Genomic DNA, 18,257 nt, shown 5'->3' with positions numbered 1-18,257 from the left:
GCGTCTCTGCGACTTTGCGAGATATTACAATTAACACAAACATTAAATATTTATACGCCATGAAAAACTCAGTACAATTAATCGGACACGTTGGTCAAGAACCAGAAATCAAAAACCTAGAAGGAGGAAAAAAATTAGCAAACATCAGCATCGCTACAAACGAAGTGTATTACAAAGACAACGGTGACAAAGTAGAACAAACGCAATGGCACCGCGTAACCGCTTGGGGAAAAACGGCTGATATTATCGAGCGTTTTGTAACCAAAGGCAAAGAAATCGCTATCGAAGGCAAATTAACACACAGAAGTTACGACGACAAAGACGGAAATAAACGTTTTGTTACCGAAGTTGTAGCAAACGAAATTTTGTTAATCGGTAAATAAGGATGTTATGCAAGTTAAAGTATTTTCAATCCGATTGGATAACGCATTTTTGGAGTACGATCAACAACAATTGAATGCTTTTTTGAATACAGTTACGTTTAAAAAATCGAGTTCGCAATTTGTTGAAAGTGAAGAAGCACATTGGTCGGTAATTGTTCATTATGAATCAGAAGAACAAGAAAAACCAGAACGATTAGAACGAAAATCTTACGAAGATTTGAATCCGAAAGACAAACAAGTTTATGGTTATTTGACTCAATGGAGAAACGAAAAATCAGAAGCTTTGAAACTGAAAAAGTATATGATTTGTCACAATTCAGAATTAATCGATTTAGCCATGTATAAGCCAAGTAACTTAGATGAATTGCAACAAATTAAAGGTTTCGGAAAACAAAAATCGGAACGATTCGGAGAAGATATTTTAGCCATTTTGAATGCGGTTTAAGATGAAAAGCGACCTTATGGTCGCTTTTTTTATTCAAAATCAGCAATTTATCAACACTAAAACGTTTTCGTAAGAGTGCGCGTTTTTTTATTTATTACTAAAAAGATAATTTTATTTTATCAAATTGATAATTATGAAGTCAAAAATATATTATTCTATAATTTTTTTAGCTTTTTTGTTGTTTTCAAGCCTGAGTTTTTCACAAGTAGGAATAAATACAACAAATCCTTTAAGCACGTTGGACATTAATGGAAATTTATCAGTAAAAACGGTAACGTTAAACGGAACGAATTCTGGAGGCGGTGGTTCGGCTTCACTAATTAATGATGGTGTTTATATTTCGGTTCGACCATTAGCAACAGATGATAAATTTCAACTACCAGATCCTACTTTAGTGCCAGGTCGTGTGTATTTTGTTAGAAATATTCAAAATTCTGTAACAGCTCAGTTAACAACAACATCTGGTATGTTTTTTCCTAAAAATTCTACTACAGGAAGTTCAAATTTATATATGTACGAAGGAAATTTGAGAACGGTTATTGTAATAAGTGATGGTGTGAATTGGACTTATATAAATTAAGAATCCATTAAGTTTTGTAATTCTTCAACAAATAATCCCATGTGATAGCCATCAACCAAACCATGATGTGCTAAAACCGTCATTGCCATAGTTTTTTTACCATTTTCGGTCATTAACTTTCCATAAGAAACTTTTGGACAACTATCTGGTAACGTATAACTTCTAGAATGCGTCAAACCTGTAAAGTTAATCCAAGGAACAGCAGAAAAATGAATAATATTATCAGGGAATTCTCTTGTAAAAAGTCCCGGTGTTATTTGAATTCTCTCAATTTCAGTTTGTACAATTTCAGTAAATTCGTGAATATCGGAATGATATTTCATAAAAGAGAATCCAAACGTTTTGTCTTCGCGCATGATTGTTGAAGAAGCGTCAATTTCGTCATAAAGCACCACATCATTTCCTTCAATTCGATATCTGAAATTTTCTACTCTGTTTACGGCAGCAATAGTTTTGTGTAAATAGTAAACAAAAAACGGAATTTGCATGGCTTTCGCCTTTTCATAAGCAATAGTCATATCAATTGTTGTTGTAATGCCAAAGAATGGTTCTTCGAAAGTACAGAAAAATTCAAAGTGTTCTTTTCGGTTCCAAGTGGATAAGTCTATTTTTTGCTTCATTTTAGTAAGGGTAAAATCTCAGTAATATCGGTAAACGATTTGAAATTATCGTGTTCAATTTCAAAATCAATTTTTTCGTATTCCCAAGTCGTGTGATACGGAATGTGAATGGCATGTCCGCCAATGTTTAGAACAGGTAAAACATCCGATTTTAATGAATTTCCAATCATTAGAAAATCTTCAGCTTTACAATCTAAACGACCTAACATTTTTTCGTAATCCAATTCTGCTTTGTCGCTCATGACTTCAATATGATGAAAATAAGCGCCAATTCCTGAATCGTGCAATTTACGGTGTTGGTCTTTTAGATCGCCTTTTGTGGCTACAATTAATTTATAACTTCCTTTTAGTTGTTCTAAAACTTCGGTAACATTAGGTAATAATTCGACTGGTTTTTGAAGTAAATCTTTCCCAATAGCTAAAATTTGCTCAATTCCTTTTCCCGAAATTTTATGATTGGTCAATTGCAAAGCAGTTTCAATCATTGACAATGTAAACGCTTTAATTCCGAAACCATACAAAGGCAAATTTTTCACTTGATGATTCAATATCAATCCCAAAATTTCCTGACTTGATGCATAATCTTGAAACAAAACACAAAAGCGTTCTTGCGCCTCATCGAAATAAGGTTCGTTGTGCCATAAAGTGTCGTCTGCGTCGAAAGCGATTATTTTTGGGTTCATTAGCTTTTAAATTTAAAAAAAGAATAACTTTTATTTTCTGAATCATAAGCACCAAAAAACAAATCAGATTTAAATTTAAAAACAGTTGGTCTTTCCAGTTTCTTTTTTTCTTCGGCAAATGCTCTTAATTTATCAAATGGTAATTTTTCTATTTCTCCGGAAATGTGATTAAAGTTTTTATCAAAAACAGAATTTATATAAATAACCTTTCTATTTCTGTAAGAATTTAAATTGTTATTAGAGAAACTAGCAATTATTATGCTTTCGATAATACTTCCTGTTGCACCACCTATAATACCACCAAAACTGTTGTATGGATTTGTTGTTTCATCTAATGAAACTCCTCCAATTGTGAAATACAATTTATTGTTTGAAGAGTAACAACTTAAAGAAGGATAAAATTTATTTATTTTTCTTAAAAGTTGGTTTGTTGTACCTAATACTCTTGTGTTTTTTACACTACCATTTTCTTGAATGATATCTGAATTTTTGAATTCAAAATCTTTTTCATCATTGATTTCAAATTGTTTTATCAGTTTTCCTTCAAAATCTTTAACTTCAACAATCATGTAGTTTGGATTTGATTTCATTTGGATAATAAAATTATCAACTATAAATGAGTTTGAATCTACGGAAAGAAAATCATTTTGTTTTATGTAAGGCTGACTTAATGATGAAACTGTTGCAGTATATTGTTTTAAGTCGATAGAGATTATTTGTGTAAAACCTTTATTATTGTCTAATGTCAGTATTAATTTATCTTCTTTTACATAAGATTTTCTCTTATTAGAACTTATTACCAACGAAGGTGGTGTTTCATTTGTAATGTTTTGAAATGTTAATTCTTTCTCAAATGCAAAACCTTCATAAAGTATTGGCCAAAGTGTTGAAAATCGATTTTCTTTATTAATGAATTTTTTGTCTGATAAATCGATAATTTTTTTCTCTAATGTTTGATTTTTTATGGAATGAAAATTTAAAATACTACTTCGTTTGTTAATGGTAATAATGTGAAATGTATTGTTAATGATAATTTTCTTTATGATTTCTTCCTCTTCGCTTATCTCTAATTCTAATATTTTACTTGAAACATTATTATTTCTGAAGTTAAATGTTTGAACCATTACTTCATTTTCTTTTGAATTTTGCCAATAAAGCACTGCGTTGCCATCTTCAAATCCATTACCGATTATACTTTTGAATTTTTTATCAGGTTTCGCGGTTTTCAAACGTACTTCTTGGTTTATGTTTTCATCAAATAATAGTGATTCAACATCTGTTTTGTTCACCAAAAAGAATGCTATTTTATTGTTTTGTTCGTCTATTGTATGAAAGTAGTCGGTTTTATTATCAATTTCTAGGTTAATACTTTTAACTAGTTCTTGAGAATAAGAGATACCATTTAAAAATAAAATTAGAAATAATACAAGTTTTTTCATTGAAAAAGAATTTTAAGATATCATCGCACCATTAATCACACCTTCCGCATCTGGATTTACGAAAACTAATTTTCCTTCTGCGTTGTTGGTTAATAATAACATGCCTTCGCTTTCCACACCACGTAAAGCTCTTGGTGCTAAGTTTACTAAAACAGTTACGCGTTTTCCAATAACTTCTTCTGGTGTAAAATGCTCCGCAATTCCAGAAACGATGGTTCTAACATCAATTCCGGTGTCCACTTTTAAAACTAAAAGTTTGTTGGCTTTTGGCATTTTTTCTGCTTCGATGATGGTTCCAATTCGTAAATCTATTTTGGCAAAATCTTCAAACGAAGCCGTTTCTTTTTGCGGTTCAGCTTTTGCATTTTCCACTTTATTGGCAGTTTTGGTTGCTTCTAATTTGTCTAATTGTTTTTGGATTTCGGCATCTTCAATTTGGGCAAACAAAATTTCGGCTTGACCAATTTGGTGACCTGCTGGTAACAAATCTGTTTTAGTCGTTACATCATTCCAACCTAACGTATCGATTTTTAAAATATTCGATAATTTTTTAGCTGTAAAAGGTAAAAATGGTTCCGATAAAACCGCTAAAGCAGAAGCAATTTGCAACGCTACATACATTTGAGTTTGCACTCTTGCCGGATTTTCTTTTACCATTTTCCATGGTTCTTCATCCGCTAAATATTTATTTCCTAAACGAGCTACGTTCATTAATTCGCCTAAAGCTTCTCTGAATCTGTAACGCTCAATTGAACTTGAAATTACAGCTGGATACGCTTTTAATTCGGCTAATGTTTGTTCGTCAACTTCAGAAAATTCGTTTGGAGCTGGAACAATTCCGTTGTAATATTTATTGGTTAAAACTACTACACGATTGATGAAATTTCCAAAAATCGCCGCTAATTCATTATTATTTCTTGCTTGAAAATCTTTCCAAGTGAAGTCGTTATCTTTGGTTTCTGGAGCATTTGCCGTTAATGCATAACGCAACGAATCTTGTTTTTCTGGGAAATCTTGTAAATATTCATGTAACCAAACTGCCCAGTTTTTAGAAGTTGACAATTTGTTTCCTTCTAAATTTAAAAATTCATTTGCTGGAACATTATCGGGTAAAATGAAACTTCCTTCCGCTTTTAACATCGCTGGGAAAATAATACAATGGAAAACGATATTATCTTTTCCAATGAAGTGAACCAATTTTGTATCGGCATCTTTCCAATACGGTTCCCAGTCTTTTCCTTCGCGAGCGGCCCATTCTTTGGTAGATGAAATGTAGCCAATTGGTGCATCAAACCAAACGTATAATTTTTTTCCTTCTGCGCCTTCAACTGGAACGTCAATTCCCCAATCTAAATCACGCGTTACAGCTCTTGGTTCTAAACCGCCATCAACCCACGATTTTACTTGTCCGTAAACATTTGGTTTCCAGTCGTTTTTATGACCTTCTAAAATCCATTCTCTTAAGAACGATTCGTAACGATTTAAAGGTAAAAACCAGTGTTTCGTTGATTTTAAAATCGGAGTTTCACCTGTAATAGTTGATTTCGGATTAATTAAATCGGTTGCGTTTAAAGTCGAACCACATTTTTCACATTGATCCCCGTAAGCTTCTGGATTGTCACATTTTGGACAAGTTCCAGTTACAAAACGGTCTGCTAAAAATTGGTCTGCTTTGGCGTCGTATAATTGTTCGGTTGTTTCTTCGATGAAATCTCCGTTATCGTATAATTTTTTGAAAAATTCTGATGCGGTTTTATGATGAATCTCCGAAGAAGTTCTAGAATAATTATCAAAAGAAATTCCGAAATCTAAAAACGATTGACGAATAATTCCGTCATATTTATCAATTACCTGTTGAGGCGTAATGCCTTCTTTTTTAGCTTTCATTGAAATCGCCACACCGTGCTCGTCGCTTCCGCAAATGAAAGCCACATCTTTACCTTGCAAACGCAAATATCTTGCATAAATATCTGAAGGAACATAAACACCTGCTAAATGTCCAATGTGAATAGGTCCATTTGTATAAGGTAAAGCCGCAGTAATCGTATATCTTTTCGGATTTTCTAACATATCATCGTAAAATTTGATGCAAAAATAATCGATTAGTGATGAAATCCCGAATTTTAATTGGATTTTGTTTACTTTTGAGTTAATAAAATCTGACTATGTATAGATTTATTTTAGTACTTATTTTAATTTCAAACTTTTCTCATTCGCAAAAGAAAATGAAAATTCCACCTTATCTTAAAAAAGGCGACACAGTTGCTATTGTTTGTACCGCTCGTAAATTTTTTCCAGAAGATGCAAAACCCGCTATTGAATTATTAGAATCTTGGGGATTGAAAGCCAAATTAGGCCGAACCATAGGTTTAGATAGTTGTCAGCTTGGCGGAACTGATGCAGAAAGAATTGCCGATTTTCAAGAAATGATGGATGACGACAATGTCAAAGCCATTTGGTGTGCGCGTGGCGGTTATGGAACGGTTAGAATTATAGATTCATTAGATTTTACCAAATTCAAAAAGCATCCTAAATGGATTATGGGATTTTCTGATGTTACTGTTTTGCACAGTCAATTGAATGTGGAACGCGTGGCGACTTTGCATTCGATTATGCCATTTACAGTTCCAAAAGCACCCGAAGAAGTAAAAGAAACGTTGCGAAAAGCACTTTTTGGAGATGCAATTTCGTATACAATTCCATCAAAACCATATGATGTAAAAGGAAAAGCTTCTGGTGAATTAGTAGGTGGTAATATTTCGATTTTATATAGTTTATTAGGGTCAAAATCATCGATTGATACAAAAGGAAAAATTCTCTTTATTGAAGATTTGGACGAATATTTGTATCACATCGACAGAATGATGTACAATTTAAAACGCAATGGATATTTTGAAAATGTAAAAGGAATTATTGTGGGAAGTATGGCCGATATGCACGATAACGAAATCCCGTTTGGGCAAAATGAAGTACAAATTATTACTGCAATTGCCAAAGAATATAACATTCCAATCGTTTTTGAATTCCCGGCTGGACATCAAAAAGACAATCGAACTTTGATTCTTGGAAAACAAGTAGATTTTGAAGTGAATGATAAAGAAGTGATTTTATCTTTCAAATAACTGAACACTAAAATCTGAACACTGAATACTTTAACAAATGGCGGAACACAATGATTTAGGAAAATTTGGAGAAGAATTAGCAGTTGATTTCTTAGAAAAAAACGGCTATGAAATCTTAGAAACGAATTGGGTTTTTGATAAAGCTGAAATCGATATTATTGCTCAAAAAGAAAATATTTTGGCAGTTGTTGAAGTGAAAACGCGTTCGAGTTTAGATTTTGGTTTACCACAAGAATTTGTAAAGCCTAAGAAAATTCAATTATTGGTAAAAGCTATAAATGAATACGTTACCCAAAACGATTTAGATGTTGAAGTGCGATTTGACATTGTCGCTATTCATAAAGAAAATGCAGAATTTGTTATAGAACACATCGAAGAAGCATTTTATTATTTTTAATGTTAAATTTGTAACAAATTGTTTTTGTTTTTATCTTTGCGCCCAACAAACAACTAAAAACATGAAAACAATATCTTCAGTAGTAGAGCAATACATTAAATCGAAGCCTTTTTTATTGAGTTCGCTTTCGCAAGGAATTATTAACTTGACTTCTTTAGCTCGTATCATGATGCCTGAATTAGAGGCGCATTTAGGTAAAGATGTAAAACAAGGCGCAGTAGTAATGTCATTAAAAAGACTTTCTGAAGAGTTAGATTTCAAAATCAATTATAAAATTTCAAAAGTCTTAAAAAATATTGGTGAGATCACGGTTCGTTCTTCACTTAGTGATTTTACATTTATAAGCTCAGACACACTTTTAGACAATCAAGCGAAGTTGATTTCGGAAATTAACAAACAACAAGATATTTTTTACACATCATCAAGAGGTGTAAATGAAACCAATATTGTAACTAGTACTTCGGTAGAGCCAATGGTTGAAGCTATTTTTAAGAATGAAAAACTAACACACAAGATTGAAAATCTTTCTTCTATCACTGTCAAATTACCACAAGAAAACATTTCAACTCCTGGAGTTTACTACTATATTTTTCAAAGATTAGCTTGGGAAGGAATCATTATTCATGAAGTAATTTCAACTACAAATGAATTTACGATTATTGTTAGTGATGATCAAATTGATGTAGCATTTAAGGTAATAAAAGATCTTAAAAACGTATTTGATTAACAAAAAGTCTACTATTTTTTTTCACTTCAAAAAAAGAAACGTATTTTTACCATTCTATACATACTAAAAAGCGATTTTAGTAGTTTAAGTACAAAAACGTTTTACATTGAAAAGCACTATATTTAAATATACTTTAGCGATTGGTTTTTTGTTTTTTTTAATAGCTTGTTCTGTTAAAAAAGACAAGTTTGTTAATCGTAATTTTCATGCTGTTACAACAAAATATAATGTTTTGTATAATGGTAATGTAGCTTTAGAAAAAGGACTTGAAGAGCTAAATCAAACTTATAAGGACAATTTTTGGGAAGTGCTTCCGGTTGAACGAACATCAGATGCAGAAGAAGCTATTTTACCTGGTCAAACAAAAAATAAAAATTTTGAACGTGCAGAAGAAAAGGCTGTAAAAGCAATTCAAACGCATTCTATGAATATTGCGGGAACTGAAAAAAATCCGCAAATGGATGAAGCTTATCTTTTGTTGGCTAAATCACGTTATTATGAAAATCGCTTCATCCCTTCATTAGAGGCATTAAACTATATTCTTTATAAATATCCTTTAAGCGATCGTATTTATCATGCTAAAGTATGGCGTGAAAAAGTAAATATTCGTTTGGATAACGAAGATGTAGCTATAAAAAACTTGAAAAGACTTTTAAAAGATGATAAAATTCAAGGGCAAGATTTAGCTGATGCTAATGCAATGTTGGCTCAAGCTTTTATGAATATTCAAGTTAAAGATACCGCAATTGCAGCTTTAAAAATTGCCAAAGAAGCAACAAATAACAACGAAGAAAAAGCAAGATATACCTTTATTTTAGGGCAATTATACGAGCAAATGCAATATAATGATAGTGCATATGCTGCTTTTGAAGAGGTGATTCAAATGAATCGAAAAGCGCCTCGTCGTTATGTAATTCAGGCTCATGCTAAACAAGCCCAACAATTTGATTATACAAAAGGAGATACATTAGCTTTTTTAGAAAAATTTAATAAGTTAATTGAGGATAGAGAAAACCGTCCTTATTTAGATATTTTAAATCATCAAGTTGGGGTTTTCTATGATAAAAACAGTAAGAATCAACCAGCTAAGAAATATTATAATAAATCTATAAAATCAGTTTCTAGTGACAAATATTTAGTGGCGTCAAATTATAGAAATTTAGGTGAGATTTATTTTAAGGAAGCGGATTACAAATCGGCAGGAAAATATTATGATAGCACACTTATAAATTTGAACGATCGTACAAGAGAATATAGAAAGATAAAAAAGAAACGTGATAATTTAGAAGATGTAATTAAATACGAAACTATAGCTCAAAAAAATGATAGTATTTTGTCGGTTGTAGCAATGTCTGATTTTGAAAGAAAAGCATATTATGACAATTACATTGTAAAATTAAAATCTGAAGACGATAGAAAAGCTAAAATAGCTGCTGAAAAAGCTCAAAAAGAAGCTAATTTACAAGCGAATAATAACAATTCAAAAGGTTCAGGATTAATAAATCCAAATACTAAAGGAAAAGATATTCAAATACAAAATCCAAATAATCCTTCTTTATTGCCGCCGGGTATGGGAGCGGATAATTCAAGTTTCTACTTTTATAATCCTGTAGCTGTTGAGTTTGGTAAGAAAGATTTTCAAAACAGATGGGGGAAAAGACCCTCAAAGGATAATTGGAGATGGTCATCTGAAAAAGTTGAAAGCAACTCTATTGATGAAGATTTGAAGAATAATGAAGCAGATAAAGATTCATTAGTAATTGCAGAAAAACCAGAATATACTGCAGATTTCTATTTAAAACAAATTCCAACAGACTCAAAACTTTTAGATAGTTTAGCAAAAGATAGAAATTTGGCTTACTATCAATTGGGATTGATTTATAAAGAAAAGTTCAAAGAATACGAATTGGCTGCTTCTCGTTTAGAGCAATTATTAAAAAACAAACCAGAAGAACGTTTGGTGCTTCCAGCAAAGTATAATTTATATAAAATTTATCAGCAAATTTCGCCTTCAAAAGCAGCGGATATGAAACAACAAATCTTGTCGCAATATCCTGAAAGCCGTTATGCTCAAATATTGAACAATCCAGAAGTTGAAATAACAGATAATGAAAATCCTGAATTGGTATTTAATGCTTTGTATAAGAAGTTTGAAAACAATCAATTAAGAGAAGTTTTTGTAGAAGTTGACGAAGCTATTTTTAGATTTGCTGGAGAAGAATCATTGCCGAAATTTGAAATGCTTAAAGCGAAAATAGTAGGAAGATTAAAAGGGGTTGAAGAATATAAAAAAGTATTAAATTTTGTTGCTTTGACCTATCCAAATACAGAAGAAGGAAAACAAGCCGAAAAAATGGTACAAATGGATGTTCCATTAGTAGAAGCACTTGATTTTGGTTTAGCTCAACCAACGAGTTACAAAATTATTTTCCCTAAAACGTATCCTTACGGCAAAGAAGTCAAAAATCTAACAGATAAAGTAGCAAAATACATTAAAGACACCAATGCAGTAGCGTTAAAATCGTCTGAAGATATTTATACCTTAACAGATAATTTCCTAGTAATTCATGGTTTCGACACCAAAGATGCAGCGATTTCAGTCTTAGCAGTGTTGCAATTGCATAAAAATTATAAAGTAAAAGATAAAGTATATATTGTTTCAACAGAAGATTACAAGATTATACAAATGAAGAAGAAATTAGAAGAATGGATTTTGTTAAATAAATAAACAGTAAATACCTACTATTATGTTTGAAAAAGTAAAAAATCAAGATCATTTATTAGGGAAAACCAATAGAATTGTTGACGGAACTACTATTATAGGAAATATTACAACGCAAGCTGATTTTAGATTAGATGGAAAATTGACTGGTAATTTTACTTCAGAAGGTAAAATTGTTATAGGTCCTACTGGCGAGGTAATAGGCGATATAATATGTAAAAGCATAGATGTTGAAGGTGTTTTTTCTGGGAAATTACAATCGGAAGGTATGTTAAATGTTAAGTCAAAAGCACACATAACTGGAGAAGTAATCGTTGGAAAATTAGCCGTTGAGCCTGGCGCACGATTTGAAGCGAGTTGTGAGATGAGGACTCAAACTAAATAATGAATTCTAATAATAAACAATCGAACAAGTGGTTGGCACTAATCAATATCCCATTTCAAATGGGATTGATTATTTTTTTTGGAGTTATGTTGGGACAATGGTTAGATGAAAAATATAAAATTGAAGGTTCTACATTAACGATAATAGTTTCATTGTTAGCTGTTTTTTTAGCATTATATAATGTAATTCAGCAAGTTAATAAATTGAATAAAGATAAATAATGATAAAAAAAATCTCAAAACTTTTAATGGTTTTACTTCCTTTGACTTTTGTTTTATACTTTTGTCAGGAATTTATTTTAAGTAATTTTTTCAATCATTTGGAGTTTAAATTAACAACAATTTCTATTTATTTTTTTCATTTTTTTACGGTTATAGTTTCGTATGTTCTATTAGTTATTGTAAATAAATATTTTTTTCCTCAAACAGGATATGCTTTTTTGGCATTTGGTATTATTAAAATGGGACTTTCGGTTTATTTTCTTATGCCAGTTATACAGTCGAATTTAGCAGATAAGGTGCCAGATGTTTTATCGTTTTTTATACCTTTTTTTTTATATCTGTTTTTAGAAACAATTTTTTCAGTTACATTACTTAATAGTTCAAATTTGAATGATAATCAGTAAACTATATTATTTGATTACTTTTTTTTAAAAATTATAATAATATGTTTTCATTTTTTAATTAATAATGTACCTTTGCACAAAATTTAGAGGAAATAAATTTTACTATTATTAGTATAAGTATATGAGAATAGCAAATCGCACAATTCAATTTTTGTTTTCATTATCATTTTTGATTTTACCATTAATGGCTTCTGCAAGCGGAGGACATTCAGAATCAGCTGATAAAGAGTTTAGCGCTACAGAACTTATTAATTCGCACATCGGAGACGCTCACGAGTTTCACATAGCTGATTGGAATGGTCACGCAATTTCGTTGCCATTACCTATTATTTTATGGACAGATAATGGATTAGAGATTTTTTCTGCTTCAGAATTTCATCATGATAACACAGGTCATCATGTAGCTAAAGAAAAATTTGTAAGATATAATGAAGTAATTTTTTATGCTGACAAATTTGAAACATTAAAAGAAGAAGATAAAAGTGCTTTTAATTTTGGGGCACGTCCTTTAGATTTTTCAATCACGAAGAATGTTTTTTCAATGTTAATGTCTGTTATCATTCTTTTGATTTTATTTATAACAGTTGCTCGTTCTTATAAAAAGAACAGCATGGCTCCAAAAGGATTAGCTGGTTTCTTAGAACCATTAGTAATTTTTGTTAGAGATGATATTGCAATTCCTAATATTGGAGAAAAGAAATATGGAAAATATATGCCGTATTTATTAACTATCTTTTTCTTCATTTGGATTAATAACTTAATTGGTTTAATTCCTTTCTTCCCATTTAGTTCTAACTTAACTGGAAATATTTACTTTACTTTTGTAATGGCATTTATTACATTTTTGATTACAACTTTAAGTGCAAACAAAGCATATTGGGGACACATTTTTGCACCACCAGTGCCAAAAGCATTGTATCCAATTATGTGGCCAGTTGAAATTATTGGTATGTTTACAAAACCATTCGCATTAATGATTCGTTTATTCGCTAACATTACTGCAGGTCACATTATTATTTTGAGTTTAATTTCATTGATATATATATTCAAAACAGTTGCAATTGCTCCGGTTTCAGGTGCTTTCGTATTGTTCATGAGTGTTTTAGAAATGTTAGTTGCTGCTTTACAAGCGTATGTATTTACTTTGTTATCAGCATTATTTATTGGTCAGGCTGTTGAAGAGCACGACCATCACTAGAATTGAGTTTTATTAATTATTAACTATATAAATATTTTATTATGGTATTAGCTGGAATCGGTGCTGGATTAGCTGTTATTGGAGCTGGAATCGGTATTGGAAAAATTGGTGGATCTGCTATGGACGCTATGGCAAGACAACCAGAAGTTGCTGGTAAAATTCAAACTGCAATGATTATTGCTGCTGCTCTTATTGAGGGTGTTGCTTTATTCGCTGTTGTAGTTGCATTAATTGCAAAGTAATTAAAGATAAACTTCTTACAGCGGTTGGCTGTAAGAAGTTTTTATTAAGAAACTAAATTAACAATATAGATATATGAACTTTACTTCACCAGAAAGCTTAGTATTTTGGACAACCTTAATTTTCGTTGTATTTTTTCTTTTAATGAGAAAATTTGCTTGGAAACCTATTTTAGGAGCAGTTAAAGGAAGAGAAGACTCTATTAACAACGCTTTATTAGCAGCTGAAAACGCTAAGAAAGACATGCAGAACTTGAAGTCTGATAATGAAAAATTATTAGCTGAAGCAAGAGCTGAAAGAGACTTGATGATGAAAGAAGCAAGAGAAATCAAAGAAAAAATGATTGCTGATGCTAAATCTGAAGCGCAAGCTCAAGGCGAAAAAATGATTGAATCGGCAAAAGCTTCAATCGAAAGTGAGAAAAATGCAGCTATGGCAGAATTGAAAAATCAAGTTTCTTCTTTGTCATTAGAAATTGCTGAGACATTATTAAAAGGAGAATTATCTAACAAAGAAGCTCAAACTAAATTGGTTGAGAAAATGTTAGGTGACGCTAAATTAAACTAATATCATGGCAGGAACTAGAGCAGCAATTCGATACGCTAAAGCTATTTTGGACATTGCCCAAGTGAACAACAGCACACAAGCTGTAAATTCTGATATGACTTCAATTGTTAACGCAATTAAAGACAGCGCTGAATTAAAAGATTTCTTGCAAAGTCCAATTGTTAAAGGTGAAATTAAATTTTCTTCTTTAAACGAAATTTTTGCTTCTGCTCAAAAAGAGACAAAAGGATTATTTCAATTGCTTTTAGTAAACAAAAGATTTGAATTATTAAATGATGTTGCTTTACAGTTCAATGCTTTATACGATGAACTTAACGGAATTGAGATTGCTAAGGTAACTACCGCTTTCCCAATTACACCTGAGTTAGAAGCTAAAGTATTGGAAAAAATTGCATCGTTTTCAAATAAAAATATTACCATTCAAAACATTGTAGATCCTGCTATCATTGGAGGATTTATTTTAAGAATGGGCGACAAACAATACAATGCATCTGTGTCAAGCAGACTGCAAAATTTAAAAAGAGAGTTTAGTAATTAATATACCATTAAAGATATATCAAAATGGCGGAAATTAAACCTGCTGAAATTTCAGCAATATTAAAACAACAATTATCAGGTTTTGAATCTGGTGCATCGTTAGAAGAAGTTGGAACAGTACTTCAAGTTGGAGACGGTATAGCTCGTGTTTACGGATTATCAAACGCTCAATACGGAGAGTTAGTACAATTCGAAAACGGATTAGAGGCTATCGTATTGAACTTAGAAGAAGACAATGTTGGGGTGGTACTTTTAGGACCATCAACAGGAATCAAAGAAGGTTCAACAGTAAAAAGAACACAACGTATTGCTTCTCTTAAAGTAGGAGAACAAATGGTAGGTCGTGTTGTGGATACTTTAGGTAACCCAATTGATGGTAAAGGTCCAATCGGTGGTGATTTATACGAGATGCCATTAGAAAGAAAAGCTCCTGGAGTTATATTCCGTCAACCAGTAACTGAACCATTACAAACAGGAGTAAAAGCAGTTGATGCAATGATTCCAGTGGGTAGAGGTCAACGTGAGTTGGTTATTGGTGACCGTCAAACTGGTAAATCAACAGTTTGTATTGATACCATCTTAAATCAAAAAGAATTTTACGATACAGGAAAACCTGTATTCTGTATATATGTTGCAATTGGGCAAAAAGCTTCAACTGTAGCAGGAATCGCAAAAATGTTAGAAGAAAAAGGTGCAATGGCTTATACCGTTATTGTTGCTGCAAACGCTTCTGACCCAGCTCCAATGCAAGTATATGCTCCTATGGCAGGTGCTGCAATTGGTGAGTATTTTAGAGATTCTGGTCGTCCAGCTTTAATTGTTTATGATGATTTATCTAAACAAGCTGTAGCGTATCGTGAGGTGTCTTTATTATTAAGAAGACCACCAGGACGTGAGGCTTATCCTGGAGACGTTTTCTACTTACACTCTCGTTTATTAGAAAGAGCTTGTAAAGTAATTAACAACGACGAAATCGCTAGAAACATGAACGATTTACCAGATTCTATCAAAGGAATCGTTAAAGGTGGTGGTTCGTTAACAGCGTTACCAATTATCGAAACACAAGCGGGTGACGTATCTGCATATATCCCAACAAACGTAATTTCGATTACTGACGGACAGATTTTCTTAGATGGTGATTTATTCAACTCTGGAGTTCGTCCTGCAATTAACGTGGGTATTTCTGTATCTCGTGTGGGTGGTAATGCACAGATTAAATCAATGAAAAAAGTATCAGGTACTTTAAAATTAGACCAAGCACAATTCCGTGAATTAGAAGCTTTCGCGAAATTTGGTTCTGACTTAGATGCTGTAACTTTAAACGTTATTGAAAAAGGAAAAAGAAACGTTGAAATCTTAAAACAAGGTTTAAACTCTCCTTTTACAGTAGAAGATCAGGTGGCTATCATTTATGCAGGTTCTAAAAACTTGTTAAGAAATGTACCAGTTGTAAAAGTAAAAGAATTTGAAAAAGATTTCTTAGAATACTTAAACGCTAAACACAGAGATACATTAGACGCACTTAAAGCAGGTAAGTTTGATGACGCTATCACTGACGTTTTAGAAAAAGTAGCGAAAGAAATTTCAGCAAAATATAATTAATTAGTCAATTAGACAATGTGTCAATTAGACAATTAATTGGCACATTGATAAATTGGCACATTGACAAATTAACAAAATGGCAAACTTAAAGGAAATACGTAATAGGATTACTTCTGTTTCATCTACGATGCAAATTACATCGGCGATGAAAATGGTTTCTGCTGCAAAATTAAAAAAAGCGCAAGATGCTATTACAGCTATGCGTCCGTATGCAGAAAAACTTACTGAGCTATTACAAAACTTAAGTGCAACTCTTGAAGGAGAAGTTGGTGGTGCTTTTACAGCTCAAAGAGAAGTAAACAAAGTACTTATTGTTGCAATTACTTCAAACAGAGGTTTGTGTGGTGCGTTTAATACGAATGTAATTAAACAAGCAAAAGCAGTTGCTGATACGTATGCAGGAAAACAAGTAGATATTTTTGCTATTGGTAAAAAAGGAAACGATGTTTTGCGTAAAACAAACAACGTAATCGAAGTTAACAATGTTATTTTTGACAAATTAACTTTCGAAAATGCTTCTGATATTGCACAACAATTAATGGATAAATTTGTGAAAGGTGATTACGATAAAATCGAAATCGTTTACAACGAATTTAAAAATGCTGCAACTCAAATTGTAAGAACACAACAGTTTTTACCTTTAGCTCCTATTGTTGGTGGCGAAGTAGTAGCTTCTGATTATATTTTTGAACCATCTAAAGAAGAAATTGTGTTGACTTTGATACCAAAATCATTAAAAACACAATTATACAAATCAATTAGAGATTCATTTGCAGCAGAACACGGAGCACGTATGACAGCAATGCATAAAGCAACCGATAACGCTACAGAATTAAGAGACCAATTAAAATTAACTTACAACAAAGCGCGTCAAGCAGCTATTACAAACGAAATCTTAGAAATCGTTGGTGGAGCAGAAGCTTTGAATAATTAATTTTAATTTAGATATTATAAAAAGTCCCGATTTATTCGGGACTTTTTGTTTTATATTTGTAAGAATAAATTAGTGTTTATGAAATATATTTTAACCATTTTTATTATCTCAATAACTTTTCAAAGTTGTCTTCATAATAATAAATTAGATGGCTTTGTTGAAGTTCAAAGCGAAATAAAATCAAAAAAAATTAAAACAGTAACTATTAATAGAGGAATTTTAACTTTGAATAAAACAATATATTTACACGGCAATTCCGTCCTTGTTTATAAAGATAGTTTTCCAAATTGGATAGAAGATCATGGTGCGCCAGACTTTAGTTTTGATGAATATATTTTCGAGCCAAGCATAACGGATATTGATCCGCCTTACATTTTATATAAATTTAAGGATGAAAAATATTTTTATGTAGTTAAGAATAATGATACACTAAAATTTGAGTTGGGTGATTTTTAAATTTATTATTTAGTTGTTGCTCTGCAAAGTCTCTCGATAGCGTGGAATTGCATTCTGTTCCCACGAAGAAATGTTTCCCGATTTATTCGGGACTTTTTTGTTTTATATTTATAAGAAAGATATATTTAAGTTTTAATCAGAATAAGTGTCAATTTATATACTTTACAATATCAATATATGAAAAAATCTTTTTTATTTTATTTAGCATTATTTATCATAATTGCATTTATCATTTCTTCTTTCTTTTCTTATAATGAATACAAGAATGTAAAGGAATTTTATAATACAAGAGTATCAGGAATTGTAATAAATAAAGAAAGAGGAAGAAATAGATTGTTTTTTCAATTAAATAATCAAAATGAAAGGATTTATCTTTATTGTGAAGATGAAGAATCTATTCAGGTAGGTGATTCTATTTTTAAAAATATAAATTCTGAAAAAGTTTACATTTATTACAACTCAAATAATAGATATTTTTATAGTCATACTATTTTTTTTGATAAACAATTGAAATATTATAATTATATTATTAACTAAATTCTCAAAAACACAATTTCATTTAACAAAACCTTTTTTCCCTCATTTACTTTTATTG

General features: G+C 31.3%; 21 protein-coding genes. 17 read left to right on the top strand and 4 right to left on the bottom strand.

The window, feature by feature from the left end; genetic code table 11:
- The first annotated feature begins 59 nt into the window (after positions 1 to 59).
- From OJ995_RS01030 to OJ995_RS01020, 3 genes are all read left to right on the top strand, one after another.
- Positions 60 to 383 (top strand): single-stranded DNA-binding protein, encoded by a 324-nt coding sequence (locus tag OJ995_RS01030; protein ID WP_133608852.1) that lies wholly within the window; start codon positions 60 to 62, stop codon positions 381 to 383.
- A gap of 7 nt (positions 384 to 390) precedes the next feature.
- Positions 391 to 828 carry an HRDC domain-containing protein gene (locus OJ995_RS01025; protein WP_264367736.1) on the top strand — a complete coding sequence of 146 codons (438 nt, stop codon included), beginning with the start codon at positions 391 to 393 and terminating at the stop codon, positions 826 to 828.
- 133 nt (positions 829 to 961) lie between these two features.
- A complete protein-coding gene (locus OJ995_RS01020; RefSeq protein WP_264367735.1) occupies positions 962 to 1,408 on the top strand; it encodes a hypothetical protein in 447 nt (148 codons plus the stop codon).
- Here the strand turns inward: OJ995_RS01020 and OJ995_RS01015 are convergent.
- Genes OJ995_RS01015 through metG form a run of 4 tightly spaced genes read right to left on the bottom strand, consistent with a single transcriptional unit; the run spans position 1,405 to position 6,220 of the window.
- Positions 1,405 to 2,028, bottom strand: a complete 624-nt coding sequence (locus tag OJ995_RS01015; protein WP_264367734.1) for a chloramphenicol acetyltransferase — start codon at positions 2,026 to 2,028, stop codon at positions 1,405 to 1,407. The two genes, OJ995_RS01020 and OJ995_RS01015, sit on opposite strands and share 4 nt — an antisense overlap.
- On the bottom strand, positions 2,025 to 2,711 hold the full coding sequence (locus tag OJ995_RS01010) for an HAD family hydrolase (protein WP_264367733.1): 687 nt from the start codon (positions 2,709 to 2,711) through the stop codon (positions 2,025 to 2,027). Before OJ995_RS01010 ends, OJ995_RS01015 begins: the two co-directional genes overlap by 4 nt.
- Positions 2,711 to 4,150, bottom strand: a complete 1,440-nt coding sequence (locus OJ995_RS01005; protein ID WP_264367732.1) for a hypothetical protein — start codon at positions 4,148 to 4,150, stop codon at positions 2,711 to 2,713. Before OJ995_RS01005 ends, OJ995_RS01010 begins: the two co-directional genes overlap by 1 nt.
- A gap of 12 nt (positions 4,151 to 4,162) precedes the next feature.
- Entirely contained in the window at positions 4,163 to 6,220 is a 2,058-nt protein-coding gene (gene metG / locus OJ995_RS01000; protein ID WP_264367731.1) for a methionine--tRNA ligase, read from the bottom strand.
- Positions 6,221 to 6,315: 95 nt separating this feature from the next.
- Here metG and OJ995_RS00995 point away from each other — a divergent pair, with 95 nt between their 5' ends.
- The 14 genes from OJ995_RS00995 to OJ995_RS00930 all read left to right on the top strand — a co-directional run bounded on the left by OJ995_RS00995 (position 6,316) and on the right by OJ995_RS00930 (position 18,199).
- Positions 6,316 to 7,272, top strand: a complete 957-nt coding sequence (locus tag OJ995_RS00995) for a S66 peptidase family protein (RefSeq protein ID WP_264367730.1) — start codon at positions 6,316 to 6,318, stop codon at positions 7,270 to 7,272.
- 37 nt (positions 7,273 to 7,309) lie between these two features.
- Positions 7,310 to 7,669 carry a YraN family protein gene (locus tag OJ995_RS00990; protein WP_264367729.1) on the top strand — a complete coding sequence of 120 codons (360 nt, stop codon included), beginning with the start codon at positions 7,310 to 7,312 and terminating at the stop codon, positions 7,667 to 7,669.
- A gap of 61 nt (positions 7,670 to 7,730) precedes the next feature.
- The gene (locus OJ995_RS00985) at positions 7,731 to 8,396 is read left to right on the top strand and encodes an aspartate kinase (RefSeq protein ID WP_264367728.1); all 666 of its coding nucleotides are present in this window, start codon (positions 7,731 to 7,733) and stop codon (positions 8,394 to 8,396) included.
- 106 nt (positions 8,397 to 8,502) lie between these two features.
- Complete coding sequence (gene porW / locus OJ995_RS00980) at positions 8,503 to 11,124, top strand: type IX secretion system periplasmic lipoprotein PorW/SprE (protein ID WP_264367727.1); 2,622 nt, start codon at positions 8,503 to 8,505, stop codon at positions 11,122 to 11,124.
- A 19-nt stretch (positions 11,125 to 11,143) separates the two neighbouring features.
- Positions 11,144 to 11,503, top strand: coding sequence for a bactofilin family protein (locus OJ995_RS00975; RefSeq protein WP_264367726.1), 360 nt, complete (start codon positions 11,144 to 11,146; stop codon positions 11,501 to 11,503).
- Positions 11,503 to 11,724, top strand: coding sequence for an AtpZ/AtpI family protein (locus tag OJ995_RS00970; RefSeq protein WP_153207228.1), 222 nt, complete (start codon positions 11,503 to 11,505; stop codon positions 11,722 to 11,724). Before OJ995_RS00975 ends, OJ995_RS00970 begins: the two co-directional genes overlap by 1 nt.
- Positions 11,725 to 12,249: 525 nt before the next feature.
- A complete protein-coding gene (gene atpB, locus OJ995_RS00965) occupies positions 12,250 to 13,326 on the top strand; it encodes a F0F1 ATP synthase subunit A (RefSeq protein WP_153207229.1) in 1,077 nt (358 codons plus the stop codon).
- 41 nt (positions 13,327 to 13,367) lie between these two features.
- The gene (atpE, locus tag OJ995_RS00960) at positions 13,368 to 13,568 is read left to right on the top strand and encodes an ATP synthase F0 subunit C (RefSeq protein WP_026717725.1); all 201 of its coding nucleotides are present in this window, start codon (positions 13,368 to 13,370) and stop codon (positions 13,566 to 13,568) included.
- Between the two features lie 73 nt (positions 13,569 to 13,641).
- Positions 13,642 to 14,133 carry a F0F1 ATP synthase subunit B gene (locus OJ995_RS00955; protein ID WP_264367725.1) on the top strand — a complete coding sequence of 164 codons (492 nt, stop codon included), beginning with the start codon at positions 13,642 to 13,644 and terminating at the stop codon, positions 14,131 to 14,133.
- Positions 14,134 to 14,137: 4 nt separating this feature from the next.
- The gene (atpH, locus tag OJ995_RS00950; protein WP_264367724.1) at positions 14,138 to 14,671 is read left to right on the top strand and encodes an ATP synthase F1 subunit delta; all 534 of its coding nucleotides are present in this window, start codon (positions 14,138 to 14,140) and stop codon (positions 14,669 to 14,671) included.
- A 23-nt stretch (positions 14,672 to 14,694) separates the two neighbouring features.
- Entirely contained in the window at positions 14,695 to 16,272 is a 1,578-nt protein-coding gene (atpA, locus tag OJ995_RS00945; protein WP_264367723.1) for a F0F1 ATP synthase subunit alpha, read from the top strand.
- A gap of 76 nt (positions 16,273 to 16,348) precedes the next feature.
- Positions 16,349 to 17,206 (top strand): ATP synthase F1 subunit gamma, encoded by an 858-nt coding sequence (gene atpG / locus OJ995_RS00940; protein ID WP_026725480.1) that lies wholly within the window; start codon positions 16,349 to 16,351, stop codon positions 17,204 to 17,206.
- A gap of 78 nt (positions 17,207 to 17,284) precedes the next feature.
- Positions 17,285 to 17,662, top strand: a complete 378-nt coding sequence (locus tag OJ995_RS00935) for a hypothetical protein (protein ID WP_264367722.1) — start codon at positions 17,285 to 17,287, stop codon at positions 17,660 to 17,662.
- A gap of 177 nt (positions 17,663 to 17,839) precedes the next feature.
- The gene (locus OJ995_RS00930) at positions 17,840 to 18,199 is read left to right on the top strand and encodes a hypothetical protein (protein WP_264367721.1); all 360 of its coding nucleotides are present in this window, start codon (positions 17,840 to 17,842) and stop codon (positions 18,197 to 18,199) included.
- The last annotated feature ends 58 nt before the right edge of the window (positions 18,200 to 18,257 follow it).

Source organism: Flavobacterium lacisediminis, from assembly GCF_025909975.1.
In the GTDB taxonomy this organism is placed as follows: domain Bacteria; phylum Bacteroidota; class Bacteroidia; order Flavobacteriales; family Flavobacteriaceae; genus Flavobacterium; species Flavobacterium lacisediminis.
This window is presented reverse-complemented; position numbering and strand designations above follow the sequence as displayed.

What these genes read in the sequence shown, in the direction of transcription:
- OJ995_RS00955 (WP_264367725.1), top strand. Translation starts at nt 13,642, where the DNA reads ATGAACTTTACTTCACCAGAAAGCTTAGTATTTTGGACAACCTTAATT.
- OJ995_RS00935 (WP_264367722.1), top strand. Translation starts at nt 17,285, where the DNA reads ATGAAATATATTTTAACCATTTTTATTATCTCAATAACTTTTCAAAGT.
- atpG (WP_026725480.1), top strand. Translation starts at nt 16,349, where the DNA reads ATGGCAAACTTAAAGGAAATACGTAATAGGATTACTTCTGTTTCATCT.
- metG (WP_264367731.1), bottom strand. Translation starts at nt 6,220, where the DNA reads ATGTTAGAAAATCCGAAAAGATATACGATTACTGCGGCTTTACCTTAT.
- OJ995_RS00975 (WP_264367726.1), top strand. Translation starts at nt 11,144, where the DNA reads ATGTTTGAAAAAGTAAAAAATCAAGATCATTTATTAGGGAAAACCAAT.
- OJ995_RS00995 (WP_264367730.1), top strand. Translation starts at nt 6,316, where the DNA reads ATGTATAGATTTATTTTAGTACTTATTTTAATTTCAAACTTTTCTCAT.
- OJ995_RS00985 (WP_264367728.1), top strand. Translation starts at nt 7,731, where the DNA reads ATGAAAACAATATCTTCAGTAGTAGAGCAATACATTAAATCGAAGCCT.
- OJ995_RS00990 (WP_264367729.1), top strand. Translation starts at nt 7,310, where the DNA reads ATGGCGGAACACAATGATTTAGGAAAATTTGGAGAAGAATTAGCAGTT.
- atpB (WP_153207229.1), top strand. Translation starts at nt 12,250, where the DNA reads ATGAGAATAGCAAATCGCACAATTCAATTTTTGTTTTCATTATCATTT.
- OJ995_RS00930 (WP_264367721.1), top strand. Translation starts at nt 17,840, where the DNA reads ATGAAAAAATCTTTTTTATTTTATTTAGCATTATTTATCATAATTGCA.
- OJ995_RS01025 (WP_264367736.1), top strand. Translation starts at nt 391, where the DNA reads ATGCAAGTTAAAGTATTTTCAATCCGATTGGATAACGCATTTTTGGAG.
- OJ995_RS00970 (WP_153207228.1), top strand. Translation starts at nt 11,503, where the DNA reads ATGAATTCTAATAATAAACAATCGAACAAGTGGTTGGCACTAATCAAT.
- OJ995_RS01015 (WP_264367734.1), bottom strand. Translation starts at nt 2,028, where the DNA reads ATGAAGCAAAAAATAGACTTATCCACTTGGAACCGAAAAGAACACTTT.
- atpE (WP_026717725.1), top strand. Translation starts at nt 13,368, where the DNA reads ATGGTATTAGCTGGAATCGGTGCTGGATTAGCTGTTATTGGAGCTGGA.
- atpA (WP_264367723.1), top strand. Translation starts at nt 14,695, where the DNA reads ATGGCGGAAATTAAACCTGCTGAAATTTCAGCAATATTAAAACAACAA.
- OJ995_RS01030 (WP_133608852.1), top strand. Translation starts at nt 60, where the DNA reads ATGAAAAACTCAGTACAATTAATCGGACACGTTGGTCAAGAACCAGAA.
- OJ995_RS01010 (WP_264367733.1), bottom strand. Translation starts at nt 2,711, where the DNA reads ATGAACCCAAAAATAATCGCTTTCGACGCAGACGACACTTTATGGCAC.
- atpH (WP_264367724.1), top strand. Translation starts at nt 14,138, where the DNA reads ATGGCAGGAACTAGAGCAGCAATTCGATACGCTAAAGCTATTTTGGAC.
- OJ995_RS01005 (WP_264367732.1), bottom strand. Translation starts at nt 4,150, where the DNA reads ATGAAAAAACTTGTATTATTTCTAATTTTATTTTTAAATGGTATCTCT.
- OJ995_RS01020 (WP_264367735.1), top strand. Translation starts at nt 962, where the DNA reads ATGAAGTCAAAAATATATTATTCTATAATTTTTTTAGCTTTTTTGTTG.